Consider the following 23,240-nt stretch of genomic DNA (forward strand, 5'->3'; position numbering starts at 1 on the left):
GCCCTGCGGTGTGGGGCCGCTGTCGCCGTCGGCGCTGCGGCCCGCCGGGCCGGGCGTCGAGGGGCTAGGGGTGGTGCTCCGACCCACCGGGCTCGGCCGCCCTGTCACAGCGGGTCCGGCGGCGGTGTCGAGCCTCGCGGGTGGGGAACGACGAGTTCGCCGAGGATCGCCCTGGTGCCGCGCGCGTGGAACAGCGTGCGTCGCAGGGCGGGGCCGAACCGCGCAGCCGTACGAAATCGAGGCGCGGCCGGGCAGGGGTTCCGGCACGATGGTCGCCCATGAGTCACGTCCTGCACGACCTGGCCGGCAACCCTTCGCTGCCGCGCGAGTTGGTCGACCGGCTGATCGCGACCGCGGGCGGTGAACTCGCCGATGCGCTCGCCGGCCGGCCCGACCTCACCCCGGCGCAGGTGGCGGTGCTCGCCGCCCGCGACGAGGAGGCGGCGCTGCACCTGGCGTACGCGGGACGTCTTGCCCCTGCCGACGTCGATCCCGTCACCCAACCGCTCGTCGCGCTCGCCCTGCTCGGCGAGCGCGCGGGACCACCGGAGTGGACGCGTCTGCTCGCCCGCGCAAGGTCCGTCGAGCACCGGGAGAAGCTGGCCGAGTGCCCCGATCTGCCGGAGGACGTCGCATGTACCCTCGCGGCCGACCCGGAGGTCCGGGTGGTCGCGGAACTCGCGCTCCGGACGACATCCGGGCTGCTCGGCCGCCTGGCGGAGCATCCGCACGCGGGGGTGCGCCGCGCGGTCGCGGTCAACCAGGCGACCCCACCGGAGGTGCTGGCGGCCCTCCTCGACGGTGACGCGCTGCCGCCGGCCCGGTCCTGCCGGGCGTGCGAGGGCGAGCCGGTCCCGCCCTGGGAACACTGCGAGGGAGCGCACGAGTCCACCGTCCACGCGATGCGGTACGCCGCACTGGGCAACCCGGCCACGCCCGCGGCGGCCGCCGCGGCCTTCGCCGGCCACCCCTCCTGGCTGCTGCGCCGGGAACTGGCGGCCCGGACCGGCCTGCCGCCGCAGGCGTACACGCGGCTCGCCGCCGACACCGACCCCCGGATCAGGGCGCGGCTCGCGGACAACCCGGCGATCGGCGATGCACTGATCCGCACACTGGCCGCGGACGACGACGATGGCGTCCGGCAACGGACGGCGCACAACCCGGCCGTCCCGCTGGACGTCCTGTGCCGCCTCGCCGCCGGCGTGCGGACCGGTTCCGTCCCGCTGCCGCGCGTCGCCTCCGCCTCCCCCGCCGAGCTCGCGGAGTTGGCCGCCTCGCCGGACCCCGCCGTACGGATGCTCGCGGCCCGGCGCAGCGATCTGCCGGACGGCATCCGCGACGCGCTGGCCCGCGACCGCGACGCCAAGGTGCTGGCCGCCGTCGCGTCCCATCCGGGCCTGACCGAGGACCGGTTGGCGGCGATGGTCGACCGGCACGGCGTGCGCGTCGCCGCCGCCGTGGCGGCGAACCCCGGCGCGACCGCGGCCCTGCTGGAGCGGCTGGCCCGCCGGCGGCCCCCGGCACGCAAGGCACTGCGCGAGATCGCCCGGCACCCGCAGGCGACGGCCGCGGCGCTGGTCGCCTGCCTGGACGACCGCCGGGCACGGCTCATCGCCGCCGGCCATCCGGCGCTGCCACCCGCGGTGATCGCCGAACTGCTCGCGGACGACGACTGGCAGGTGGCCGGCGCCGCGGCCGCCAACCCGTCGCTGCCGGTGGCGGAGATGACGCGCCTGGTGCACCTGTCCCCGCCGGCCGCACGGCGCTAGCCTCGGGGTCCATGATCGTATGGCTCAACGGAACCCACGGCGCGGGCAAGACGACGACCAGCGCGCTCGTGCAGCGGCTCATCCCGGATTCACGCGTGTTCGACGCCGAGAAGGTCGGCGAGACGCTCATGGACATCACGCCGGGACTGCCCGAGATGGGCAACTTCCAGCACTGGCCGCCATGGCGGCCGCTCGTCGTCGAGACCGCCCGCCGGGTGCTCGACTACGCGGGGGGCACCTTGGTGATGCCCATGACGGTCCTGGTCGAGGAGTACTGGCGCGAGATCAGCGCCGGGCTCGCCGACCATGCCATCCCGGTACGGCACTTCGTCCTCCACGCCGACCAGGAGACCCTCAGCGCGCGCATCGAGGGCGACACCGTGCTCGGTCCCTCCTCCTTCCGCCGCGAGTACCTCGAGCCCTACGCCGAGGCGGCCCGTACCTGGCTGCACAGCGCGGCCGAGGTCGTCGACACCACGCACCTGACGCCCGCCCAGGCAGCCCGGCGGATCGCGGAGTCCGTCGGCAACTGAGTCGACGAGGAAGTCGAGCCACCGGCACTCGTGGCAGGGCGTGCCGGATACTGCCGGAGTGCTGTTGACAGCGATCTCGGAGATCGCGCACGAGCCGTTGGTGCTGGAGCCGGCCGACCGGCGTGCGGAGTGGGAGGCGAACACCTGGTGGCTGGGCGCGGAGGAGGCGGACCGGCGGTCGCTGTCCGTGTCCGAAGTGGTCGCCGCCTTCGAGCGCGTCGCCGGCCGTGTGCGGCGCCGTATCCGCGCGACAGGTTACGCCGGGGTGGCGACGTTCTACGTCTGGCATGACGAGCAGGCCGGCCAGTTGCGGTGCTCGACCGGGTCGGTGGCCGCGGACGAGCTGCCGTTCGGCAGCCACTACGCGCCCACCCGCGATCTCGGTCGTGTGGTCGAGGGCTTCCTGCGCGACGAGGATCCGGGCACGACCGGCCGGCCGGAGGCGGCGCCCGTCCCCGTGTGGGTCAGTGACGTCGGAGGGGCCGCACCCTGATTCGCCCGGCCCCGCCGCACGCCCGGCCCCGCCGGTGCGGCTCAGAACTCGAACTCGACGTAGTCGATGTCGGTGAAGTCGACCTGCAGGCCCTGGGCGCGGCGGCCGCGGTCCTTGAAGTAGATCTCCTGGAGGCCCTCGGCCGCGATGGCGCGCAGCCGGTCCTCGCCGGCACCCGCGGACTGGGCGTCGAAGAGGCGGGCGGCGTAGTCGGGGGGCAGGGCCTGGGTGACGAGGCGGATGCGGGCGTCGTCGGTGGAGCCCGGGGCGGCCGTGAAGCCGAAGCGGGCGCGGGTCTCGATGACGATGCCGCCGGTGGTGGCCGCCCGCTGCCGCGCGCGCTCGCGGACGCGGGGCTGCCACCGCCTGCGGACCTCCGCCTCGAGGCGGGCGGCGAGGTCCTTGCGCGGTCGTTTGATCTGGCCGGTCAGGTAGCGCTCGACGGTGCGCTGCGAGACGCCGAGCAGCGCGGCCACGGCCCTGGTGCCCTTCTCCTGCTTGACCAGGAAACGCATCTGGGCCTGCGCCGACTTGGGCACGGGCCGCGTGAGGGTCTTCGCCGTGGCCTTGTCGAGGCCGTCGCCGAGCATGCCCACCGGGCTCTCCTACTCTCCGTCGAGTGCGGCGTCGCCGCCCTTGATGTGGCGGGCGGGGTTGTGGCCGTCCTCGAGCAGTTCCACGGCCCACATCAGGGACTGGGTGCCCTCGTGCTTGACCATGCCGGGTGAGACGCCGAGGCGGAAACCGCCCGGCAGCGGCTTGTCCTCCGGTGTGCGCGGCAGGAAGTCCAGCGGTCCCGGGCCGTCGGACAGGTACACGGCGCAGTCGGACAGCACGGCGACCGGGAAGAGGCCCGCGGCGGCGAACCGCACCATCTTGCGGTGCATGTTGACGCGCGCGGTCGCGATGACGGCGGCGCGGATGTCGGGACGCCACGTGGGCCGGTCGAGGGCGGGCCAGCGCTCCCCCGGACGGTAACCGGCGCCCTGGGGGCGCTCGCGGAGCTTGCCGATGCCGCCCTTGACGGTGGCCTTGACGGCCGAGAGGAGGGCGGCGCGGGTCGGATCGGTCTCCTTGTGGTGTTCCATCGCGGCGAGGAAGTCGGCCTCCGGCATGCCGGCGACGACGCCGAGTTCGGCCATCGTGGCCAGGTAGGCGTCGCGCAGCCGGCCGTACCAGGCGTCGAGGTAGGCGCCGTGTTCGGGGCGGACGTACGCCTCGGCCGGACGCACCTCGTGCCCGAGTTCGACGGCGTAGGCCACGGTCGGGGTGGCGTACCAGGCCGGGCCCTCGGGGCGGGTGCCGGCCGGGGTGAACGGGTTCGGCAGCCGCGGGTCGACGTCGATGTGCGAGAGGTCGACGAGCCAGGAGCCGGGCAGCGACGTGTCGAACGCCGGGGCGGGTACGTGGACGGCGGCGCCCAGGCCGACGTTCAGCCGGTTCGCGGCCGCGGCGAACGCCATGTTGACGTCGATCCCGACCGCGTACTTCCGGGCGCACTCGTCGTCGGTGAGCAGTTGCGGGTCCCGGATCCACTCGAAGGCCTCCTCGTCGAGGACCTCCTCCGGGGTGCGGCGGTACCCGCGCGCGAACCGCGAGGCGACGACCGGGTGTTCGTCGGGGGCCTCGGGGGGTGCCGGGTCGACGGGCTCCGCCAGCGCGCCGGGGTTCCGTCCGGAGACCCAGGCGCCGGTGGACTGGTCCCTGACGGCCCGGGTCGGCGGGCGCAGGGCCGTCATGAGCTCCAGGCCGCTCACGGCGGTGGAGCCCCTGGGGGTGATGACGCGGTGCGCGTAGTCCGTGAGCAGCTGTGCCAGTTCGGGGGGCGGCAGGTGTTCCGCGTCGCCCCAGGAGCGGCTGTCGAGGGCGCCCCAGGGGAGGACGGCGAACTGCACGCACTGGCGCGTGCCGTCCTGCGCCGGGCGGTAGACGCGGGCCCAGGGGCCGAATCCGCGGCGGGTGAGCTGCCATTTGGACCGGGTGATCTGGCGGACGACCTTGTGGTCGGCGGGCAGGCGCAGGGCCCGGCGGTCCTCCAGGACGGCGGGCAGGCCGAGGCGTTCGGCGGCCTGGGCCGTCAGGACGACCAGCGGGTCGGCGTCCTTGCCGTTGCGGTGCAGCCGCGGCGCGCCGAGCTTCGCCTCGGCGAGCGTCCAGGTGACGAGCGACGGGAGGTCGGTCGCCGGGCACGGCAGCAGGAGGCCGCCCGCGCAGTGGGCGGTGCCGTCGCCGTCCAGCACGGCGAGCGGGCCGTGGGCGAAACGCGGATCCGGCGCGGCGGGTTCGGGCGCCGCTTCCCTGCGGGCGCGGGCCGGCGCCGGCCGCACGGGCGCGGGAGCCTGCACGGGCGCGGGGGCAGGGGCGGGGTCCGGCACGGGCGCTGGGGAGGGCGCAGGCGCGGGGCCGGGAGCCGAAACCGGGGCAGGTTCCGGGGCCCCGAGTTGCGCGGCGATGCCGTCCAGCAGCTTGGCGTACGCCGCACGAGTGGCACCCTGCGGTTCGCTGCGGCCGGCCTCCCACCCGGCCACGGTGGTCCGGGTCACGTCCAGCGCCTCGGCGACCTCGGCCTGGGTCAGGCCGTACTCGGTGCGCAGCCGGGCGCGTTCGGCGGGCTCGGGCAGGCGGGTCCGCCGCGGCCCCGACTTCAGGAGGGCGTCGACGGGATCGGACGTGCTGGCCATGCGGCGGTGGGCTCCTTCGCTGCTTCAGTCCCGGCCGGTTCCGGCGGCGCGGTGGGGTTCCGCGTCGAGGAACTCGCGCAGGTGCTGCCCCGTGAGGATACGGGCCGGGTTGCGCCCCGGGGGCAGGGGCAGCCTGCGGCCGAGGGCCCAGCGGAAGCGCCGTGCGGGTGCCAGGTCGAAGACGTACCTGCCCCCGCTCCGGTCGTCGGAGCGGCTGCCGCGGATCTCGAACGCGCCCACGCAGACCCCGCCGTCGACGAACGCCAGCAGGAAGTCCCCGTGCTGGGCGACCGTCCGGGCCGAGAAGCGCCACGCCCGGGCCGCGCTCTCCTCGACGGTACGCCCGTCGCGCAGCGCCTGCCGTACGTCCACCGCCAGCATCCCCGGTCCTCCTTCCGCGTGTCCGTCCGCCCGCCGGCCCGTTCCTTCCCGGCTTCGACGCACTTTATCGGCCGATAAAACAACCGGCCGTGACCGACGCGCCGGTGAGGGCGGCCGACGTAGGCTGTGGCCCGTGGACGACCTCCTGGGCTGCCTGGCCCTCGCCGCCGTACTGGCCGTGGTCATGGGCGCGTTCGCCTGGCTCGCGCAGGTGATCCGGCGCCGCGGAGTCGCCGGGCACGCGGTGACCGCCGCGCTCGCCTCCTACGAGGAGGCGTTCCGCGTCACGTCCTACGAGGCGCACCAGGAGATCCGCACCCAGGCCGCACGCAAGCTGCCCGTGGAGTCGCCGGACGACCCGTGGCGCCCTGCCCGGGCGACCCTCGCGGCCCGCCCGGCCACCCGCTCCGCGCGGGGCCCGCGCGGGTGGGCCCGCCGCCTGCGGCGCCGCCGCTGACCGGTCACGGCCCCTGCGCCGCCCCGCCGTCGGCGTCGCGCAAACGCAGGACGGAGACGCCTTCGCCGGGTACGCCCTGGCGGGCCGCCCGGCGGAGCCGGGCGGGGGTGTCGCCCGCCGCGAGCCGGAAGGAGCGGCCGAAGGCGGACTCGGAGGCGTAGCCCACGGAGGCGGCGACGGCGGAGACCGGTTGCTCGGTCTCCGTGAGGAGTTCCGCGGCGAGGAGCATGCGCAGCCGCATCAGGAACTCCCCGGCGTTCATCCCGGTCTCCCGGCCGAAGTGCCGGATGAAGGTGGCCCGCGACATGGAGTTGAGCGCGGCGAACTTCTCGATGCCCCAGTCGTGGGCGGGGTCGCGCAGGACGGCGTCGGTGACGGTCCGTACGACGCCGCGGGTGGAGGCGAGCCACGCCACCCGGCCCACGCCGGACACCCCGCGCAGGGCCAGCGTCAGCAGCACGTCGCAGAGGGAGTCGAGGACGGCCTCGGTGCCCGGCCCCGCCGTGCGGGCCTCGTCGCGCATGAAGGCGCTGAGCAGCGCCAGGGGGCTGCCCGGCCCGGCGCCGAGCGGCACGTGCAGCACCTCGGGCAGCATGCCCATGAGCACCTGGCCCGCGCCCCGCTCCCACGTGTAGTGGCCGCAGAAGAGGTCGACGGGCACCACGTCGCCGACCGGTCCGGTCCCGCTCAGCAGGGCGTACGGGCCGACGTCGCGGTGCTCGACGGAGGTGGCCGGGCCGGGGCCGTGCGTGTGGACGCTGTGCGCCGTGCCGCGCGGCAGGAGCACCATGTCGCCCGCCCGCAGGTCGATGCTCCGGTCGGGCAGTTCGAGGGTGCACTCCCCTTCCAGCAGCAGGTGGAAGGGGGAGCTGCCGGTGCCGCCCGCGGGGTTGTCCATGGTGTGGCTCCCGGCGATCAGGCAGCGGATGTCGACGCTGCCCCGCAACCGGGCGAGGTGGACCACGCGACTCAGGGTGTCCATGAGACTTTCTCGATAGAAATCGGTACTCACTGATCTTGGCATCTCGACCGGCGGGCGGCAAGGTGGTCGCCATGGAAAACATGCATGTCGATCTCCTCGTGATCGGATTCGGCAAGGGCGGCAAGACCCTGGCGGGGCGGATGGGCCGTCTCGGCCGGCGCGTCGCGATCGTCGAGCAGTCGGACTCGATGTACGGCGGCACCTGCATCAACGTGGGGTGCGTACCGACCAAGGCACTGATCCACCGGGCCGGCGAGCGCCGCCCGGACGATCCGCCGGAGGAGGGCTTCCGTGACGCCGTGCACAGCACGACCCGGCTGACGGACGCCCTCCGCGCGAAGAACTTCGAGATGCTCGACACCGTCGACTCCGTCACGGTCGTCACGGGCCGGGCCCGGTTCGTGGACGCGAAGACGGTAGAGGTCAGCGCCGGCGCCGACCGGCTGCTCGTCACCGCGGACACCGTCGTCGTCAACACCGGCGCCGAGCCGGTCGTCCCCGACGTCCCGGGGCTGCGCACCAGCGCGTACACCAGGACCAGCACCGACCTGGTGCGCGACCCGCGGCGTCCGGCCCGCATGCTGATCCTCGGCGCGGGCTACCTGGGACTGGAGTTCGCCGGGATGTACCGCGCGTTCGGCACCGAGGTGACCGTCCTGGAAGCGGGTGCGCGCGTGCTGCCGCGTGAGGACGAGGACGTCGCGGGCGCCGTGGCGTCCGTCCTGACCGATGAGGGCGTCACCATCGTGACGGGGGCGACGGTCACGGGCGTCACGGACGCGGCGGACCACGCCACCGTGCACTACCGCGTCGACGGGCAGGAACGGACGGCCGACGTCGACGCCGTGCTGGTCGCGGCCGGGCGCAGGCCCGCCACCGCGGGGCTCGGCCTCGAGGAGGCCGGCATCCTGACCACGGCGTCGGGTGCCGTCGCCGTGGACGAGTACCTGCGCTCCAGCCAGCCGCACGTCTTCGCCGTCGGTGACGTCAACGGCGGGCCCCAGTTCACCTACATCTCGCTCGACGACAGCCGGATCGTCCACGACCAGCTGGCCGGCGCCGGCACGCGCACCACCCGGGACCGCGAGGCCGTGCCGTACACCCTCTTCACCACGCCCCCGCTGTCCCGCGTCGGGCTCACGGAGCAGCAGGCGCGCGAGCAGGGCTACGCGGTCGCGATCGCCGAGAAGGCGGTCGCCGAGATCGCCGCGATGCCCCGGGCGAAGATCGTCGGGGAGACGCGGGGGGTGATGAAGTTCGTCCTGGACGCGGCGACGGACCGGGTGCTCGGCGCGGCCCTGTTCAGCGTGGACTCCCAGGAGCTGATCAACACCGTCGCGCTGGCTATACGGCACGGGGTCACGGCGACCGAGCTGCGCGACGCGATCTACACGCACCCGAGCTCGACCGAGGCCTTCAACGAGGTGCTGGCCACCGTCAGGTGAGCCGGTGGGGCCCCGCCGTCGCCGGCGTCTTTTGAGGCGAACCGCTCATTGCCGGACAATGTCGGCAGGACGCGGTCACCGCACCGGCGGCAGCGGGGCCCACCGACCACGGGAGGGCGTCATGCCTTCGTTCGTGCACACCACGGCACCGACCCGGTACGTCGAGGTGGACGGGGAGCGGTACGCCCACCGCCGGTTCGGCGCCGGGAGCGGCACGCCTCTGCTGATGCTGCCGCACTTCCGCGCGGGCATGGACCACTGGGACCCGCTCGTCACGGACGGTCTCGCCGCGGACCGGCCGGTGATCCTCTTCGACAACGCCGGGGTGGGGAACTCCGGCGGCCGGACGCCGGAATCGGCGGAGGGCTTCGCCACGAACACCGCGGCCTTCCTGCGGGCCCTGGACGTCACATGCGTCGACCTGCTGGGCTTCTCGCTGGGCGGCTACGTGGCCCAGGCGCTCGTCCTGGCCCGTCCCGAACTGGTGCGCCGCCTGGTCCTGGCCGGGACGAAGCCGCGCGCGGGTGAGACGGCGGGCGTCGGCGAACGCGTCGCGGAGGTGGCCGCCCACGAGGTCCTGACGGAGGAGGACTACCTGTACCTCTTCTTCGACGACTCCCCCGGCGGCCGGCGGGCGGGCCGGGAGTTCTGGACGCGCCGTCACGAACGGACCGTGGACGCCGACGCCGAGTCGGGACCGGAGAGCGTACGGGCACAGCAGGCGGTACGGGCGGACTGGAACACCCCGCGGGGCGAGCGGTTCTCGGAGCTGCGACGCGTCACGCAGCCCACGCTCGTGGTCAACGGCAGCGACGACATCATGGTCCCGACCGTCAACTCATGGATCCTCGCGCGGACCATCCCGCACGCGCAGCTCGTCATCTACCCGGACTCGGGCCACGGGGCGCTGTTCCAGTACCCCCGGCTCTTCTGCGCCCACGTCGCACGCTTCCTGGACAGCGAGCCGCCCTTCACCTGAGGTCCGACGGACCCGGCGCCTTCGGCCGCGGCTACGCCTCGGCGACCGCCCGGTGCCGGCCGGCGGCGCGGACGGCGTAGCGGACGGTCGCCGTGCAGAGGGCGAGGAACGCCGCGCTGACCAGGGCGACGATCAGCCAGGCCAGCACCCGCCCGCCCGGGACGGCGGCGCCGTGCAGCCAGCGCACGAGGAAGTTGCCGCTGGCGGCGGCCGGGAAGGAGAAGACCCAGTAGCCGAGGTGGAAACCGTCCTGGCGGACGTGCGGCACCAGGAAGAGCACGATCAGGACGGTGAAGAGCACCAGCCCGGCGAAGCCCTGGCCCACGGCGTCGACCCGTCCGCCGTGTGCGGCGGTCCAGGCGAGGCCGCCCACGGCGGGCGGGATCGTGAGGACGGTCAGCGTAGGACGGGCGGGAGCGGGCAGGCCGTTCGTGACGAGGCCGCCGAGGACGACGGCACCGAAGGCGAGCCAGTACACGACCCCGACCGCGAAGGCGGCCTCGGCCGCGGCCGGGAGCCGGACCGCGGAGCCGGTGGTGGCGGCGATGAAGGGCCCGGAGACCACCGGCAGCAGGTAGCCGGGGTGGAGCGGCGCGGAACCGAGGCCGCCCGTCACCCAGTGGGCGAGCAGCCGGGCGGCGATCACGGCGGAGGCGAGGGCGAACAGCGCGTAGGGCCAGCGGGCGGCCTCGACGCCGAAGCGGGCGAAGTGGCCGGTGGCGAGCATGCCGATGATCGGGACGTACGCGAGGGCGAAGCCCTGACGGGGGTGGTGGAGATCGTCCAGGACGTTGCGCCGGCGGGTTCCGCCGTGCCGCAGGTACTGCGCCAGCAGCACCACCCACACCAGGCCGCTGACCACGAACAGGACGTCGCTGACCCCGATCGGCGCGGACACCGTGGCCGCCGCCGACTGCCAGAGCCCGCCGAGCCCCGCCGTGCCGAGGGACACCGACATCAGCCCGATGCGGGTCGCCCGCCGGGCGGCTCCGCCGTTGCCGCCGGCGGCGTGCGCGCGCCGCGACGACGTGACCGAAGGGGCCTCCGCCGGGACCTCCGAGGGGGTGCCCGGGAACGCTTCCGGGAGCGCGACGGTCACGGGTGCGTCCGGTGCGGCCGACTGCATGCGGGGGTTCTCCTCCGGTTGGGTGGTTTCAATTTTAAACCAGACGCCGCCGCTCCGGCACCGGCCGGGGCCGTGCCCGGCCGAGATGCCCCCACGTGTCGGCGGGGACTATGGTCCACATATGGGAGCGCCCCGCCCCGGACGGAACGGCGTTCCCCGGCGGCGACCGGCCCGTTGGGCACCGCGCGGGGCCGGTGGGTGATGGGCGGGAGCGCAGCGCCAGGCGCCGCGCCGCAGGAGGAGGCCGCACTCGACCAGGCTCTGGCGGAGGTGGCGAGAACCACCGGGTCCCATGCCGCCGGCGTCTTCTTGCTGGTGCCGCACGCCCAGGCGTTGCGGCTGGCGGTGGTGACGGGCCTGTCCGCCGGTGTGGTGCGGCCGTGGTCGCGGCTGGCGCTGGCCACCCCGGCCCCCGTCTCCACGGTGGCGCGTGACGGTCACCCGGTCTGGGTGCACGGGCACGACGAACTGGCCCGCCGGTTCCCACGGACCGCCTTCGCCCTGCCCTACCGGGTGGCGATGTACGTCGTCCCGCTGCTCACCGGCACCACCGTGTCGGGCGTGCTGCAACTGCTGTGGCCCGACACGCGCCCCGACCGCCTCTCCCCGGACGAACGGGCGGCGGTCACCCGCGCCGCCGAGCGGATGAACGGGCTGCTGACGCAGGCCGCCGCCCGGGGGCGGCCGCTGCGGCCGGGCCCCGTACCGCGGGTGCTCGCGCCTGACCCTCCGCCACCCCTGCCGCCCGCCGAGGCCCAGGCCGCGGCGGAGCTGGCCGAGCGCCTGGACGAGGGGGTGCTCGCGCTCGACCTGGAGGGACGGGTGACCTTCCTGAACGGCAAGGCGGCCGAGCTGCTGGGCCAGGACAAACAGCGGCTGATGCACAACCGCCTCTGGGAGTGCCTTCCCTGGCTGATCGACCCGGCCTACGAGGACCCGTACCTGGCCGCCCTGTTCAGCCGCCTACCCGCGGACTTCACCGCCCTGCGCCCTCCGGACGACTGGCTGTCCTTCCGGCTCTACCCGGACACCACCGGGATCAGCATCCGCCTGCGGCCCGCCCCCGCACCGGCGGGCAACCGCCTCCCGCCCAGCACTCCCTCCGGGACGGCGCCGACCCGCGCCGGCGCGCTGTACCACCTGCTCTACATCGCCTCGTCCCTGACCGAGGCGGTCGGCGTCCGGGACGTGGCCGCGTCCGTCATGGAGCAGATCATGCCCGTCCTCGGGGCCGACGGCCTGTCGTTGCTGGTCACGGACGAGGGACGGTTCCAGGACGTCGCCTCCCGCGGCTTCCCGCCGGCCCACAAGGACTTCTTCCGGGGCCTGTCGCTGACGGTCGACACGGCGGGCTCGCGCACCGTCGCCACGGGTACTCCGATGTTCTTCAGCGACGTCGACGCGATACGGCAGGCGTTCCCCCTCGTCACCCCGTACACGCGCATGGGCGCCTGGGCCTTCCTCCCGCTCAACGCCTCGGGCCGCACGATCGGCTGCCTCGTCCTGGCCTTCGCGCTCCCCCGCGCCTTCCCGCCCGACGAGCGCGCCGCCCTGACCTCGCTGGCCGGCATGATCGCCCAGGCGCTGGAACGCGCCCGGCTGTACGACACCAAGAGCCAGGTCGCGCGCACCCTCCAGACCGCGCTGCTGCCGCACTCCCTGCCGCAGGTGCCCGGCCTGCGCGTCGCCGCCCGCTACCTCCCGGCCGCCAGCGGCATGGACATCGGCGGCGACTTCTACGACCTGATCCGCCTCGACGGCTCCGGGGCCGCGGCCGCGGTGATCGGCGACGTCCAGGGGCACAGCGTCAACGCGGCGGCGCTGATGGGCCAGATCCGCACGGCGGTGCACACCCACGCGAGCACCGGCGCGTCCCCGGACGACGTCCTCACCCGGATCAACCGCCTGTTCAGCGACTTCGACACGGACCTGTTCACCAGTTGCCTGTACGCACAGCTGGACGTGCCCGGGCACCGCGCGCTGATGGCGAGCGCCGGCCACCTGCCGGCGCTGCTGCGCCACCCGTCGGGCCGGACGGAGATCCTCGAGGTGCCGCCGGGGCTCCTGCTCGGGGTGGACGTGGCCGCCGACTACCGGGCCGCGGAGGTGCGGATGCCGCCCGGAAGCGTGCTCGCCCTGTTCACCGACGGGCTGATCGAACGTCCCGGCACCGATCTGGAGACGGCGCTGCGGGAACTCGCCGAGCGGCTCTCCGTCGCGCCCGTCGGGTCGCTGGACGACCTCGCCGACGAACTCCTGCGGGAGGCGCAGCGGACCTCGGGGGGCCGGGACGACATCGCCCTGCTGCTCGTCGGCCCGCGGCCCGCGGAGTGAGGGGCGGGGGCACCGAGCGGTCAGCCAGGCCGCGCCGCGAGACGGAACCGGCCGAGGGTGTCCCGCACCAGCCGGCGCACCTCGGCCCACGTGCCGTCGACGATCGCGTCGCCGCGCAGCAGCCGCTCCGCGGGCTGGGCCGCGTACCAGTGGGCCCGGTGCAGCGCGTCGGCACCGGCGGACATCCCGGCGACCACGTAGTAGTGGTGGACCAGCGCCCCCGAGCCGCCGCGATGACGCAGCCCCACCAGCCAGACCACCGCGCCCTCGTCACCGTGGCGCGGGGCCCCGTCCGGGCGCGCGTGCCGCCCGCCGGCCGGCCCGGGGGCGTCCGGCGGGTCGGCCGCACCGGAAGGGTGGGTGTTTGTCATGTCTCGCTCCCGCCGCGCGCTTCCCGCTTGGGCCCCTCCAGGGTCGCTCCGGCGGCGGTACGGGGACCACGGCCATCCGGCCGGATGGCCCTCGGATCCGGTCAGGGGCGGTAGACGACGCCTGGCTGCGGGGTGCCCGGCGCGAGCAGCTGCGGAACGGTCACAAAGGTGAAGCCCCGCCGCTTGAGGGCGTCGATGATCCCGGGCACGGCCGGCAGGGTGCCCCGGTAGCCCTTGGCGTCCGGGCCGGGGACGACGTCGTGGAGCAGGATGATGCCGTCGCGGTCGGCCTGGTCCAGGACGCGCTTGGTGATCAGGGCGGGGTCGTTGGTCTCGTAGTCCTTGGCCGTGACGCTCCACAGCACCTCGGAGAGGCCCATCTCGCGGGCGATCCCCTGGACGGTGTCGTTGGTGCGCCCCTGCGGCGGGCGCATGAGGGTGGGCTTGCGGCCCGTTATCCGCTCGATCGCGTCGTCGGGCCGGCTCAACTCCTCGCGGATCTCCGCGGGGTCGATGTCCGTGAGGATCTTGTGCGACCAGGTGTGGCTGGCCACCTCGTGCCCCTCGGCCGCCATGCGCTTGACCATGTCCGGGTAGCGCTCGACGTGGTTCCTGCCGAGGAGGAAGAACGTGGCGTGGACCTGCTTGTCCTTGAGGACGTCGAGCAGCTGCGCGGTGTTCTTGCTCGGTCCCGCGTCGAAGGTGAGCGCGATGCACTTGGCCTTGCGGCAGTCGACGCTGCCGAAGGTGCCCGTGCCGTTCTTGCCGGCCTCCTGACGCACGGTGCCGGGCGAGGTGGTCTCCACGCGGGTGCACCCGGTGAGCGCGAGGGCGATCGCGAGAGCGGCCACGGGGAGCGCCGCCCATCTGCGGGCGAACCGGGCGGGGGCGGCGTCAGGTCGGGCGGGCAGGTGGCGTCGAGGCCGGACATATCGCATGGTCGCGACTATACATAAGGGGTATACATGTCATTCATACCGGGGGTACCCCCGCCCACCCCGCGGCGACCCGCCGTCTACATGACGTGTATACCTCATGTGTATATTGACGCGCATGTCCATCGGCCACACCCTCCTGGGTCTCCTCGAATCGGGACCGCGCCACGGCTACGACCTCAAGCGCGCCTTCGACGAGCGATTCGGGCACGACCGCCCGCTGCACTACGGGCAGGTCTACTCCACGATGTCACGGCTGCTGAAGCACGGCCTGGTCGAGGTCGAGGCCATAGAGCCCGGCGAGGGCCCCGAGCGCAAGCGCTACGCGATCACGGAGGCGGGCGTCACCGACGTCGCGCAGTGGCTCGCGACGCCGGAGAAGCCGGAGCCGTACCTGCAGTCGACGCTCTACACCAAGGTCGTCCTCGCGCTCCTCACCCAGCGGGACGCCGCCGACATCCTCGACGTGCAGCGCGCCGAGCACCTGCGGCTGATGCGCGACCTGACCGAGCGCAAGCGCACCGGGGACCTCGCCGACCAGCTGATCTGCGACCACGCCCTCTTCCACCTGGAGGCCGACGTGCGCTGGCTGGAGCTGACGGCGGCGCGCCTCGACAGGCTGGCCCGGGAGGTCGGCGCATGACGGCCCCCGAGCCCCTGCTCACCGCCGAAGGCCTGCACAAGAGCTACGGCCCGACGACGGCGCTCGACGGGGCGGACTTCTCCGTGCACGCCGGTGAGGTCGTCGCCGTGCTGGGCCCCTCCGGCTCCGGGAAGTCCACCCTGCTGCACTGCCTCGCCGGGATCGTCGTCCCCGACGCCGGCACCATCACCTACCGCGGCGACGAGCTGTCCGCCATGAACGACGCCCGCCGCAGCGCGCTGCGGCGCGGCGAGTTCGGCTTCGTCTTCCAGTTCGGGCAGCTCGTGCCCGAACTGACCTGCGCGGAGAACGTCGCGCTGCCCCTGCGCCTGGGCGGCACCTCCCGCAAGGAGGCCGCGCGCACCGCCCTGGAATGGCTGCGCCGGCTGGAGGTCGACGACGTCGCGGGGCAACGCCCGGGGGCGGTCTCCGGAGGACAGGGACAACGGGTGGCCGTCGCCCGTGCCCTGGTCACCGGCCCCCGCGTGGTGTTCGCCGACGAACCCACCGGCGCGCTGGACTCCCTCAACGGCGAACGGGTGATGCGCCTGCTCACCGACGCCGCGGTCGTCCTGGTCACCCACGAGACGCGGGTGGCCGCGTACTCCGACCGCGAGGTCGTCGTACGCGACGGGAAGGCCCGCGACACCGCGCGCGTGGCATGAGGCCCGGCAACATCCCCCGCGCCGCCCGCCTCGCCACCCGCCGGAACCGCTTCCAGGACTTCGCGATGGACTTCCGGTTCGCCGTCACCGGCGGCCGCGAGGCCCGAGCGCGAACCCTCCTGACCGGCCTCGGGGTTGCCCCTGCTGCTGCTCCAGGAAGCAGCAGCAGGGGCAACCCGGCCCGGTACCTACCGGAGACCACCGACGCTCACGGCCGCCCTGCCGAAGGCCCTGACCAGGCGTGACGACCGAGAACACGCCCGCGACAACATGACGTACACCTCGATCGTCAAGGGCCGAGCCGACGACACACTGCTGATCAACGCGGTGGACACCGCCTACCGCGGCCAGGAGGTGCGCGGTCGCCTACTGAAGCCGAAGGGCCGGGAAGCACCGCTGCCGCCCGGCGTCGGCAGGCTGTCCGCACCCGGGACGATGGTGGCCTTCCCCGCCCTGCGGCGGCTGCTCAACTCTGCGCGGGACCCGCTGGTGAGTGAGCGGCTGCCGTACCGCGTCACCGGCACCATCGGCCGTGACGGCCTGGTCTCACCGGACAACCTCGCCTACTACGCGGGCACCACGGGACTCACCCCGGCGCCGGGGCCGGGCAGACCGTCCGCGTCGAACGCATCCACGCCTTCGGCTCCGTCGACCGGGGGCGGCACGGGGGACCCGGTCCTGGCGCTGCTCGTGCTCATCGTCCTCGTGGGGCTGCTCTTGTCCGTCGGGGTGTCCGCCGCCGTCCGTTTCGGCGGACCGCCGCGACCGCCGGCTCGGCGCGGACACGGCCACCACCCGCCGGGTCGCCGCAGGCAAGGCCCTCGCCTGCATCTGCTGCGTCCTGTTGCTGACAGCGCGAGCCTGCTCGTCTCCCAACTGAAGCAGTTGCGAGAGCGCAGGAAGCTGCTGTCAACCGTGGTGGCCTTCGGCACTCGCCGCAACGCCCTCGGCCTGTCGGTGCTGTGGCAGACCGCGATCCTCGTCGGCCTCGTCCTCGCCCTCGCCTGCGTGGTCGGCCTGACCCTGGGGCGGTACTGCTGCGCATGGTCGGGGCGGCCGTGACCGTCGACTGGCGCGACGTTGCCGCCACGACCGGCGTCAACATGGCCGTCGTCCTCCTGGTGACCCGTCTCAGCCTTCCCGCCCTGGCCGCACGGTGCGCCCGGACGGCCTGCGCACGGAGTGACGCGCGGCGGCGTCCGGCAGTTGGAGAACCGGCCTCGGACACATCCGGATGCCACAGGGAACACCTGGCAATTCGCCCGAAGTGCAGTGGACACCGGCAAACCTCACGCTTAACCTGAACGGGTCGTGCGCGACGGAGGGTCTTCGTACCCTCTCGGGGGGCAGGGGGTTCACATGAACATCGTCGGCCGCGTCAACGATTTCGTAGGCGACGACGACTCCAGAGCCGTCGTACTGCAGTCCCTTCGCGGTACTGACATCAGAGTCGGTCGGAATGCCGACCGGGTGTTCCCCGCAGCAAGCCTGATGAAGCTGGCACTAGCGGTCACCGTGATGGAGCAGTCGGATCCACGCCGTGTCGTGACCCGATCGGATCTGGGCCGCACGGACTACCCGTCTCTTCTGGAGGTCTTCGAGCCGCGGCATCAATTCACTCTGGCCGAATTGTGCGGCCTCATGCTCGCCACCAGTGACAACCCCATCGGAACTTTCCTCACCGACCTCGTCGGCATGGACGCCGTAACAGCGACGGCCGCCCGGGCAGGTGCCCAGCAGACATTCATGCGGGTGGGTTTTACTGACGGCGAACTCAACGCGACCGCACGGGACAGCGTCACAACCGCGGACGACACGGCATGCATGCTGCGATACGTGGCGACCACGCCGCGGCTCCGCCCACTCCTCACAGCCCTTCGCAACAGTATGCGGAACTTCCGCCTGCCGCTTCGACTTCCCGACCAACTGCCGGTCGCCCACAAGACCGGAAGTCTCAGTGGCCTCGCACATGATGCGGGCATCCTGTACGGACGCCACATCGACTTGATCGCCGTTTTTCTCACGGACCGGCAAGAAGACACGGCGCTCGTGAACATCCAAATCGGCGATTGCATCGCCGACATCTGGCGCCTCGCCGACGAAACCCTCTGACAAGGTCGGTGATGGGCGATGGCCGATCAGCGCGGCGTGATCTCGGAAGTACGGCGGACGGTCCGCATCTACAACCTGCTCGTCCTCGTTGTCGGAACGGTTGCGCTGATCGTGTCGGTGAACCGAGCGCACGAAGACGTTCTCGCCAAGACGTCGGAGATAGTGGGCACCACCCTTGTCTCCGCAGCCATGGTCAGTTTCATCTTCGGGCAGATCACCATCCGTGACACGACGCTTCAGGTCGATCAAGCCATCGACCACGCGCTCCGAGAGATACTCGAGCCCATTCGTGAAAACCTCTTTGCCGGTGCCCTGGCGCGCTACAGGTGGGACTGTCACTTGGACCATCTCGGCTCCGACGGTTATGCGGTCCAAGCAATGCGCATCTCCTACCACGTACCGGAATTACCCAGGGAACTGCGATTCATCTGCGTCTCTTCCCTCAGCGACGAGCCCTTCGGCATCCTCGCCAGCGACAACCGATACGTCTTCCGCTGGCAGATCGACGAGGGACTGTCGCTGACCGATGGCGACTGCTTCCGCGTCGATCACGTTCGCGTCGACGGGCAGCAGTTGTCGCAGACTTCCCCGCGCCAGACCGAACTGCGAGGCTCACCGGCGGTCGAATACCGTTTCGTGTTGCCGGAACCTCGTCACCATCACGGCTTCCGTTCCGTTGAGTTCAACGTCGTCACACGCAAGTACCTGGGAACCGACCGTGAGATCCGGGTGCAGGCGTACACGTTCAGACCCGTACTGGACGCCGAGTACCGGCTGACCGTAGGACAGGGCATCGGCGCCCAGATCCTCAACACTCAGGTGTCAGGACTCACCAGGCTCGGCACCGGGGGCCTGACGCAACACGGCCGCACGTACCCCGACGCATTCGGTCAGGTCGCCGCCCATGCCATCTTCACCACACCGCTGCAGACGGGGAGCAGCGTGGTGTTCACGATCGACCGAGGGAATCCTCGCCGTGTGTCCCCATCCGGGATGCCTTGAGCGGGCGCTCCAGCCCACCTCCGCGTCACCCTGTCAGTGCCGGGCCGGTGGGGCGGTGGTGGCCCGGCGGGTCAGGACCGCGGACAGCACGGTCGTCTCCGGGACGTCGTCGCGGTCGGCGAGCTTGGCCATCAGGAGCTGGACCGCGCGGGTGCCGATCTCGGCGGAGGGTATCGAGACCGACGTGATGGGCACGGGCGCCTGCTCGGCGGTCTCGTCGGGGCAGATCGCGGCCACCGACAGGTCGTCCGGGACGCGCAGTCCCATGGCCTGGAAGGCCGCGATCAGGGGCTGGGTGATCGGCTCGTTGTGGACGACGACGCCGGACAGTCCCGGCTGCTCGCGCAGCAGTTGCTCCGCCATGTCCCGCGCGGCAGCCGGGGTCTCCGGGCACGGGTGGACGGACGAGCGCAGGCCGAGGCGGTCGGCGGCCGCCGTGAAGCCCGCGGCGACCCGGCGCGCGAAGCCGGTGCCGCGGACGTAGACCTCGGGCGGCGAGCCGACGAGGGCGACGGTGTGGTGGCCGAGCGCGGCGAGGTGCTCGACACATGCCTCGCCGGCGCCCGCGAAGTCCAGGTCGACGCAGGTCAGCCCGGCCGGGTCGGAGGGGAAACCGATGAGCACGGACGGCCGGTCCAGGGCGCGCAGCAACGGCAGCCGCCGGTCGTCCATCTCGACGTCCATGATGATGAAGGCGTCCGCCATCGCGCTCTGGGCGACCCGGTTGATGCCCTCCTCCCCCTCGTTCTGCGTGAGGAGGAGGACATCGTGGTCGTGCTCCCGGGCGGCGGTCAGCACGGAGGTGGCGAACTGCATGACCACGGGCACGTGGATGCCCTTCCGGAGGGGCAGCACCAGGCCGATCACCCGTGACCTGCTGCTGGCCAGGGACCGGGCCCCGGCGTGCGGCCGGTAGCCCAGTTCACGGATGCTGTCCTCGATGCGCCGCCGGGTCTCCGGGGAGATCGGCCGCTTGCCGCTGAGGGCGTAGCTGACGGTGCTCGGCGACACGTTGGCGTGCCGCGCGACGTCAGTGATCTTGACCATGCAACTCCCTTCCCGTACGTGCGTGCTGTGCCGTGCCGTCCTCAGGAGCCGGCGAGCTCCAGGGTGAGGACGGCGGTACCGGCCGCGGCACGAGCGGAGGGACCGCCGGCGACCTCGACGCCCCACGGCAGGGACGCGTCGGAGGTCTCGGCCCGCAGCGTGGAGCCCTCGCGCACGACGGTGATCTCGGCCGCGGCCGAGCCGTCCTCGCGGGGGATCCGCACGGTGGTGCGGGAGCCGTCGGCCGGCTCGAAGACCCGGACCGTCACGTCGTCCGCCCACACGTAGTCGGGACGGTCGTCGACGGCGCCGACCGGGATCGCGGAACCGGGCCGGGCCAGCAGCGGGACGCTGAGGTAGTCGTGGGTCTCGCGGACCCAGCGCGGTCCGGTGACCTGCTCGCCGGTCGTGAAGTGGGTCCAGGTGCCCTCGGGCACGTAGTACGACACCTCGCCGTCCTCGGAGAACACCGGCGCGACCAGCAGGTCACCGCCGAGCATGTACTGGCGCTCCAGCGAGGCGCAGCCCGGGTCGTCCGGGAACTCCAGCACCATGGCGCGCATCATCGGGACGCCCTCGGTGTGCGCCTGGTGCGCGGCACCGTAGAGGTAGGGCATGAGGCTCAGCTTGAGCTTCGTGAAGTGGCGGAGGACGTCCACCGCCTCCTCGTCGAACAGCCACGGCACGCGGTAGGAGGAGGAACCGTGCAGGCGGCTGTGCGAGGAGAGCATGCCGAAGGCGGTCCAGCGCTTGAACAGCCCGGCGTCGGGCAGGCCCTCGAAGCCGCCGATGTCGTGGCTCCAGTAGCCGAAGCCGGACAGGCCGAGGGAGAGGCCGCCGCGCAGCGACTCGGCCATCGACTCGTACGTGGACTCGCAGTCGCCGCCCCAGTGCACGGGGAACTGCTGGCCGCCGGCCGTCGCGGAGCGGGCGAAGAGCACCGCCTCGCCCTCGCCGCGGTGCTTGCGCAGCACGTCGAAGACGGTCTTGTTGTACAGCTGCGTGTAGTAGTTGTGCATGCGCTCCGGGTCGGAGCCGTCGAACCAGGCGACGTCGGTGGGGACGCGCTCGCCGAAGTCGGTCTTGAAGCAGTCGACGCCCATCTCCAGGAGGGCCTCGAGCTTGGACGCGTACCAGGCGCAGGCGTCGGGGTTGGTGAAGTCGACCAGGGCCATGCCGGGCTGCCACAGGTCCCACTGCCAGACGCCGCCGTCGGGGCGCTTGAGCAGGTAACCGGCGGCCTTGCCCTCGGCGAAGAGCGGGGAGCGCTGGGCGATGTACGGGTTGATCCACACGCAGATGTGCAGGTCGCGCTCCTTGAGCCGGCGCAGCATCCCCTCGGGGTCGGGGAAGACACGCGGGTCCCACTCGAAGTCGCACCAGTTGAACTCGCGCATCCAGAAGCAGTCGAAGTGGAAGGCCGACAGCGGCAGGTCGCGCTCGGCCATCCCGTCGACGAACCCGGTGACGGTCTGCTCGTCGTAGGAGGTGGTGAAGGAGGTGGTCAGCCACAGCCCGAACGACCAGGCGGGCGGGAGCGCGGGCCGGCCGGTGAGCGCGGTGTACTTGCGTAGGATCTCCTTCGGCGTCGGGCCGTGGATGACGTAGTACTGCAACTGCTGGCGCTCGGCGCTGAACTGGACGCGCGAGACCTGCTCGGAGGCGACCTCGAAGGAGACCTTGCCGGGGTCGTCGACGAAGACGCCGTAGCCGGCGTCGGTCAGGTAGAACGGGATGTTCTTGTAGGACTGCTCGCTGCTCGTGCCGCCGTCGGCGTTCCAGATGTCGACGGTCTGGCCGTTCTTGACCAGCGGGCCGAAGCGCTCGCCGAGACCGTAGACGGACGTGCCGACGGCCAGCCGGAGCTGCTCGCGGACGTGGTGCTCGCCCTCGGCGGTCTCCATCAGCGCCATCGCCTTGACGTCGCTGCTGGTGAGGGTGCGCCCGTCGGCCTGGAACTCCATCCGCCACTCGCCGTCGAGGCGGAAGCGGACGCTCAGGTCGCCGGAGGTGAGGACGGCCTGCTCCTCGTCGACGGTCACGACGGGCTCGTGCGGCTCGTGGTGCAGCTCGAAGTTCGGGCCGGTCTCGACCTCGCCCTCGAAGTGGGTGATGCGCACGCCGATCACACCGGGCATCGGCGCGGTGCAGTCGACGGTGACCAGCGGGCCCTTGAGCAGGTCGCCGCGGTGCCGGATGTGCTGCGTGGGCGCGTGCACCCGCAGGGTTCCGGGGCCCGGGACGGCATCGAGGACCTCGGCCGGATACGCCGCCGTGACGCCTTCGCGCAGCAGCCAGTACCCGTTGGTGAACTTCATGGTCGATGCCTTTCCCGGTGGGCGGCCACCGGCGTTCTCGGTACGTGTACGTGTGGGAGCAGGTGGGGGTGGCCCTGCCTCCTGCCCCGTGACGGGGGGAGGCAGAGCCGTGGGCGGGTCGGCGGGGTGGTCACCCGCCCGGGTGGAGGGCCTCGGACACAGGCGTCCGGGCGGCGGTCACTTCACGGCGCCGACGGCGATGCCCCGGGTGAGCGTCCGCTGGAAGAGCAGGAAGAACACGATGGCGGGGAGTGCGCCGAGCAGGCCGGCCGCGTTGGTCATCGTCGCGTCCATGAGGCGCTGGCCCTGGAGCACGCCGAGCGCCACCGAGACGGTCTGGTTGTCGTTCGACGGCAACATGACCAGCGGGAGCAGGAACTCGTTCCAGGTCCAGATGAAGAAGAACACGAGCAGGACGCCGAGGGTGGGCCGGCTGACCGGGACCACCATCCGCCACAGGATCTGCCAGCTGTTGGCGCCGTCGATCCTGGCCGCCTCGATGATCTCCTTCGGGAAGGCCCCGAGCACGGAGGAGAGGAGGTACGTGCCGAAGGCCGCCTGCACGACGCTGAAGACGATGATCAGGCTCAGCCTGGTGTCGTACAGCCCCACCTGCTTGGACAGGTAGTACAGCGGGTAGACCAGGGCCTCCTGCGGCAGCACGTTGGCCAGCACGAAGAACGCCAGGAAGTAGGCCTTGCCCTTGATCCTCCCGATGCCGATCGCGTAGGCGTTCAGCACCGAGAGGATGACGCCGAACACGGCCACCGAACCCGAGATCAGGATCGAGTTCAGCAGCGTGTGCCCGAAGTTGACCCGGGTCCAGAAGTCCGTCAGGCCGTCCAGGTGGATGCCGTGCGGCAGGGACAGCGGGCCGTGCGCGGAGTAGTCGGCGGGCGACTTCAGCGCGTTGATGAGCACGATCAGGAGCGGCAGCACCATGAAGATCGCGCCGAGGATCATCGCC

Annotated in this window: 21 protein-coding genes and 1 pseudogene; 12 read left to right on the top strand and 10 right to left on the bottom strand. The window is 72.6% G+C overall.

Annotated features, from left to right (window positions below):
• Positions 1 to 278 precede the first annotated feature (278 nt).
• From ACZ7MY_RS26010 to ACZ7MY_RS26020, 3 genes are read left to right on the top strand one after another with little or no spacing between them, the layout of a single operon-like run.
• Positions 279 to 1,769: a hypothetical protein gene (locus tag ACZ7MY_RS26010; RefSeq protein ID WP_499605257.1), complete on the top strand. Its 1,491-nt coding sequence runs from the start codon at positions 279 to 281 to the stop codon at positions 1,767 to 1,769.
• A gap of 11 nt (positions 1,770 to 1,780) precedes the next feature.
• Positions 1,781 to 2,302 carry an ATP-binding protein gene (locus ACZ7MY_RS26015; RefSeq protein ID WP_499605258.1) on the top strand — a complete coding sequence of 174 codons (522 nt, stop codon included), beginning with the start codon at positions 1,781 to 1,783 and terminating at the stop codon, positions 2,300 to 2,302.
• A 58-nt stretch (positions 2,303 to 2,360) separates the two neighbouring features.
• Positions 2,361 to 2,795 carry a hypothetical protein gene (locus ACZ7MY_RS26020; protein WP_499605260.1) on the top strand — a complete coding sequence of 145 codons (435 nt, stop codon included), beginning with the start codon at positions 2,361 to 2,363 and terminating at the stop codon, positions 2,793 to 2,795.
• Between the two features lie 41 nt (positions 2,796 to 2,836).
• Here the strand turns inward: ACZ7MY_RS26020 and tpg are convergent, their stop codons facing one another.
• The 3 genes from tpg to ACZ7MY_RS26035 are packed head-to-tail and all read right to left on the bottom strand — an operon-like array spanning position 2,837 to position 5,857.
• Positions 2,837 to 3,385, bottom strand: a complete 549-nt coding sequence (tpg, locus tag ACZ7MY_RS26025; RefSeq protein ID WP_499605598.1) for a telomere-protecting terminal protein Tpg — start codon at positions 3,383 to 3,385, stop codon at positions 2,837 to 2,839.
• Positions 3,386 to 3,400: 15 nt separating this feature from the next.
• Entirely contained in the window at positions 3,401 to 5,476 is a 2,076-nt protein-coding gene (gene tap / locus ACZ7MY_RS26030; RefSeq protein ID WP_499605262.1) for a telomere-associated protein Tap, read from the bottom strand.
• 24 nt (positions 5,477 to 5,500) lie between these two features.
• Complete coding sequence (locus ACZ7MY_RS26035) at positions 5,501 to 5,857, bottom strand: hypothetical protein (RefSeq protein ID WP_499605264.1); 357 nt, start codon at positions 5,855 to 5,857, stop codon at positions 5,501 to 5,503.
• Between the two features lie 133 nt (positions 5,858 to 5,990).
• Between ACZ7MY_RS26035 and ACZ7MY_RS26040 the strand changes: the two genes are divergently transcribed.
• Positions 5,991 to 6,314, top strand: coding sequence for a hypothetical protein (locus ACZ7MY_RS26040; RefSeq protein ID WP_499605266.1), 324 nt, complete (start codon positions 5,991 to 5,993; stop codon positions 6,312 to 6,314).
• A 4-nt stretch (positions 6,315 to 6,318) separates the two neighbouring features.
• On the opposite strand, the gene ACZ7MY_RS26045 is transcribed toward ACZ7MY_RS26040, so the two are convergent.
• A complete protein-coding gene (locus tag ACZ7MY_RS26045) occupies positions 6,319 to 7,296 on the bottom strand; it encodes an AraC family transcriptional regulator (RefSeq protein WP_499605267.1) in 978 nt (325 codons plus the stop codon).
• A 71-nt stretch (positions 7,297 to 7,367) separates the two neighbouring features.
• On the opposite strand from ACZ7MY_RS26045, the gene ACZ7MY_RS26050 reads away from it, so the two are divergent.
• Both ACZ7MY_RS26050 and ACZ7MY_RS26055 read left to right on the top strand, forming a co-directional pair.
• Complete coding sequence (locus ACZ7MY_RS26050; protein ID WP_499605269.1) at positions 7,368 to 8,741, top strand: FAD-dependent oxidoreductase; 1,374 nt, start codon at positions 7,368 to 7,370, stop codon at positions 8,739 to 8,741.
• A 121-nt stretch (positions 8,742 to 8,862) separates the two neighbouring features.
• The gene (locus ACZ7MY_RS26055) at positions 8,863 to 9,720 is read left to right on the top strand and encodes an alpha/beta fold hydrolase (protein ID WP_499605271.1); all 858 of its coding nucleotides are present in this window, start codon (positions 8,863 to 8,865) and stop codon (positions 9,718 to 9,720) included.
• Positions 9,721 to 9,751: 31 nt separating this feature from the next.
• Here the strand turns inward: ACZ7MY_RS26055 and ACZ7MY_RS26060 are convergent, their stop codons facing one another.
• Positions 9,752 to 10,846, bottom strand: coding sequence for a TDT family transporter (locus ACZ7MY_RS26060; RefSeq protein WP_499605272.1), 1,095 nt, complete (start codon positions 10,844 to 10,846; stop codon positions 9,752 to 9,754).
• 201 nt (positions 10,847 to 11,047) lie between these two features.
• On the opposite strand from ACZ7MY_RS26060, the gene ACZ7MY_RS26065 reads away from it, so the two are divergent.
• Complete coding sequence (locus ACZ7MY_RS26065; protein WP_499605274.1) at positions 11,048 to 13,180, top strand: SpoIIE family protein phosphatase; 2,133 nt, start codon at positions 11,048 to 11,050, stop codon at positions 13,178 to 13,180.
• 20 nt (positions 13,181 to 13,200) lie between these two features.
• Here the strand turns inward: ACZ7MY_RS26065 and ACZ7MY_RS26070 are convergent, their stop codons facing one another.
• Both ACZ7MY_RS26070 and ACZ7MY_RS26075 read right to left on the bottom strand, forming a co-directional pair.
• A complete protein-coding gene (locus ACZ7MY_RS26070; protein ID WP_499605276.1) occupies positions 13,201 to 13,551 on the bottom strand; it encodes a hypothetical protein in 351 nt (116 codons plus the stop codon).
• Positions 13,552 to 13,652: 101 nt separating this feature from the next.
• Positions 13,653 to 14,489: a polysaccharide deacetylase family protein gene (locus ACZ7MY_RS26075; RefSeq protein ID WP_499605277.1), complete on the bottom strand. Its 837-nt coding sequence runs from the start codon at positions 14,487 to 14,489 to the stop codon at positions 13,653 to 13,655.
• A gap of 115 nt (positions 14,490 to 14,604) precedes the next feature.
• On the opposite strand from ACZ7MY_RS26075, the gene ACZ7MY_RS26080 reads away from it, so the two are divergent.
• The 5 genes and pseudogenes from ACZ7MY_RS26080 (at position 14,605) to ACZ7MY_RS26100 (ending at position 18,908) form a co-directional block, all read left to right on the top strand.
• A complete protein-coding gene (locus ACZ7MY_RS26080; RefSeq protein ID WP_499605278.1) occupies positions 14,605 to 15,129 on the top strand; it encodes a PadR family transcriptional regulator in 525 nt (174 codons plus the stop codon).
• Positions 15,126 to 15,794, top strand: coding sequence for an ABC transporter ATP-binding protein (locus ACZ7MY_RS26085; protein ID WP_499605279.1), 669 nt, complete (start codon positions 15,126 to 15,128; stop codon positions 15,792 to 15,794). The genes ACZ7MY_RS26080 and ACZ7MY_RS26085 overlap by 4 nt, the downstream gene beginning before the upstream one ends.
• Before the next feature lie 855 nt (positions 15,795 to 16,649).
• Positions 16,650 to 16,980: pseudogene (locus ACZ7MY_RS26090) on the top strand (FtsX-like permease family protein); the annotation flags it as partial.
• 173 nt (positions 16,981 to 17,153) lie between these two features.
• On the top strand, positions 17,154 to 17,906 hold the full coding sequence (locus tag ACZ7MY_RS26095; RefSeq protein ID WP_499605281.1) for a serine hydrolase: 753 nt from the start codon (positions 17,154 to 17,156) through the stop codon (positions 17,904 to 17,906).
• A gap of 18 nt (positions 17,907 to 17,924) precedes the next feature.
• The gene (locus ACZ7MY_RS26100) at positions 17,925 to 18,908 is read left to right on the top strand and encodes a hypothetical protein (RefSeq protein WP_499605282.1); all 984 of its coding nucleotides are present in this window, start codon (positions 17,925 to 17,927) and stop codon (positions 18,906 to 18,908) included.
• A gap of 33 nt (positions 18,909 to 18,941) precedes the next feature.
• Here ACZ7MY_RS26100 and ACZ7MY_RS26105 read toward each other — a convergent pair whose 3' ends face one another.
• From ACZ7MY_RS26105 to ACZ7MY_RS26115, 3 genes are all read right to left on the bottom strand, one after another.
• A complete protein-coding gene (locus tag ACZ7MY_RS26105) occupies positions 18,942 to 19,955 on the bottom strand; it encodes a LacI family DNA-binding transcriptional regulator (RefSeq protein ID WP_499605284.1) in 1,014 nt (337 codons plus the stop codon).
• A 41-nt stretch (positions 19,956 to 19,996) separates the two neighbouring features.
• Positions 19,997 to 22,273, bottom strand: a complete 2,277-nt coding sequence (gene yicI, locus ACZ7MY_RS26110; protein ID WP_499605285.1) for an alpha-xylosidase — start codon at positions 22,271 to 22,273, stop codon at positions 19,997 to 19,999.
• A 177-nt stretch (positions 22,274 to 22,450) separates the two neighbouring features.
• The gene (locus ACZ7MY_RS26115; protein ID WP_499605600.1) at positions 22,451 to 23,236 is read right to left on the bottom strand and encodes a carbohydrate ABC transporter permease; all 786 of its coding nucleotides are present in this window, start codon (positions 23,234 to 23,236) and stop codon (positions 22,451 to 22,453) included.
• Positions 23,237 to 23,240 lie beyond the last annotated feature (4 nt).

It is taken from the genome of Streptomyces sp. NPDC111520 (assembly GCF_055635295.1).

Bases quoted from the DNA above. Each gene is read 5' to 3' on its own strand.
- ACZ7MY_RS26085 (WP_499605279.1), top strand. From the start codon at position 15,126: ATGACGGCCCCCGAGCCCCTGCTCACCGCCGAAGGCCTGCACAAGAGC.
- ACZ7MY_RS26050 (WP_499605269.1), top strand. From the start codon at position 7,368: ATGGAAAACATGCATGTCGATCTCCTCGTGATCGGATTCGGCAAGGGC.
- yicI (WP_499605285.1), bottom strand. From the start codon at position 22,273: ATGAAGTTCACCAACGGGTACTGGCTGCTGCGCGAAGGCGTCACGGCG.
- ACZ7MY_RS26015 (WP_499605258.1), top strand. From the start codon at position 1,781: ATGATCGTATGGCTCAACGGAACCCACGGCGCGGGCAAGACGACGACC.
- ACZ7MY_RS26045 (WP_499605267.1), bottom strand. From the start codon at position 7,296: ATGGACACCCTGAGTCGCGTGGTCCACCTCGCCCGGTTGCGGGGCAGC.
- tap (WP_499605262.1), bottom strand. From the start codon at position 5,476: ATGGCCAGCACGTCCGATCCCGTCGACGCCCTCCTGAAGTCGGGGCCG.
- ACZ7MY_RS26035 (WP_499605264.1), bottom strand. From the start codon at position 5,857: ATGCTGGCGGTGGACGTACGGCAGGCGCTGCGCGACGGGCGTACCGTC.
- ACZ7MY_RS26060 (WP_499605272.1), bottom strand. From the start codon at position 10,846: ATGCAGTCGGCCGCACCGGACGCACCCGTGACCGTCGCGCTCCCGGAA.
- ACZ7MY_RS26070 (WP_499605276.1), bottom strand. From the start codon at position 13,551: ATGACAAACACCCACCCTTCCGGTGCGGCCGACCCGCCGGACGCCCCC.
- tpg (WP_499605598.1), bottom strand. From the start codon at position 3,385: ATGCTCGGCGACGGCCTCGACAAGGCCACGGCGAAGACCCTCACGCGG.
- ACZ7MY_RS26095 (WP_499605281.1), top strand. From the start codon at position 17,154: ATGAACATCGTCGGCCGCGTCAACGATTTCGTAGGCGACGACGACTCC.
- ACZ7MY_RS26080 (WP_499605278.1), top strand. From the start codon at position 14,605: ATGTCCATCGGCCACACCCTCCTGGGTCTCCTCGAATCGGGACCGCGC.
- ACZ7MY_RS26105 (WP_499605284.1), bottom strand. From the start codon at position 19,955: ATGGTCAAGATCACTGACGTCGCGCGGCACGCCAACGTGTCGCCGAGC.
- ACZ7MY_RS26065 (WP_499605274.1), top strand. From the start codon at position 11,048: ATGGGCGGGAGCGCAGCGCCAGGCGCCGCGCCGCAGGAGGAGGCCGCA.
- ACZ7MY_RS26010 (WP_499605257.1), top strand. From the start codon at position 279: ATGAGTCACGTCCTGCACGACCTGGCCGGCAACCCTTCGCTGCCGCGC.
- ACZ7MY_RS26075 (WP_499605277.1), bottom strand. From the start codon at position 14,489: ATGCGATATGTCCGGCCTCGACGCCACCTGCCCGCCCGACCTGACGCC.
- ACZ7MY_RS26115 (WP_499605600.1), bottom strand. From the start codon at position 23,236: ATGATCCTCGGCGCGATCTTCATGGTGCTGCCGCTCCTGATCGTGCTC.
- ACZ7MY_RS26055 (WP_499605271.1), top strand. From the start codon at position 8,863: ATGCCTTCGTTCGTGCACACCACGGCACCGACCCGGTACGTCGAGGTG.
- ACZ7MY_RS26100 (WP_499605282.1), top strand. From the start codon at position 17,925: ATGGCCGATCAGCGCGGCGTGATCTCGGAAGTACGGCGGACGGTCCGC.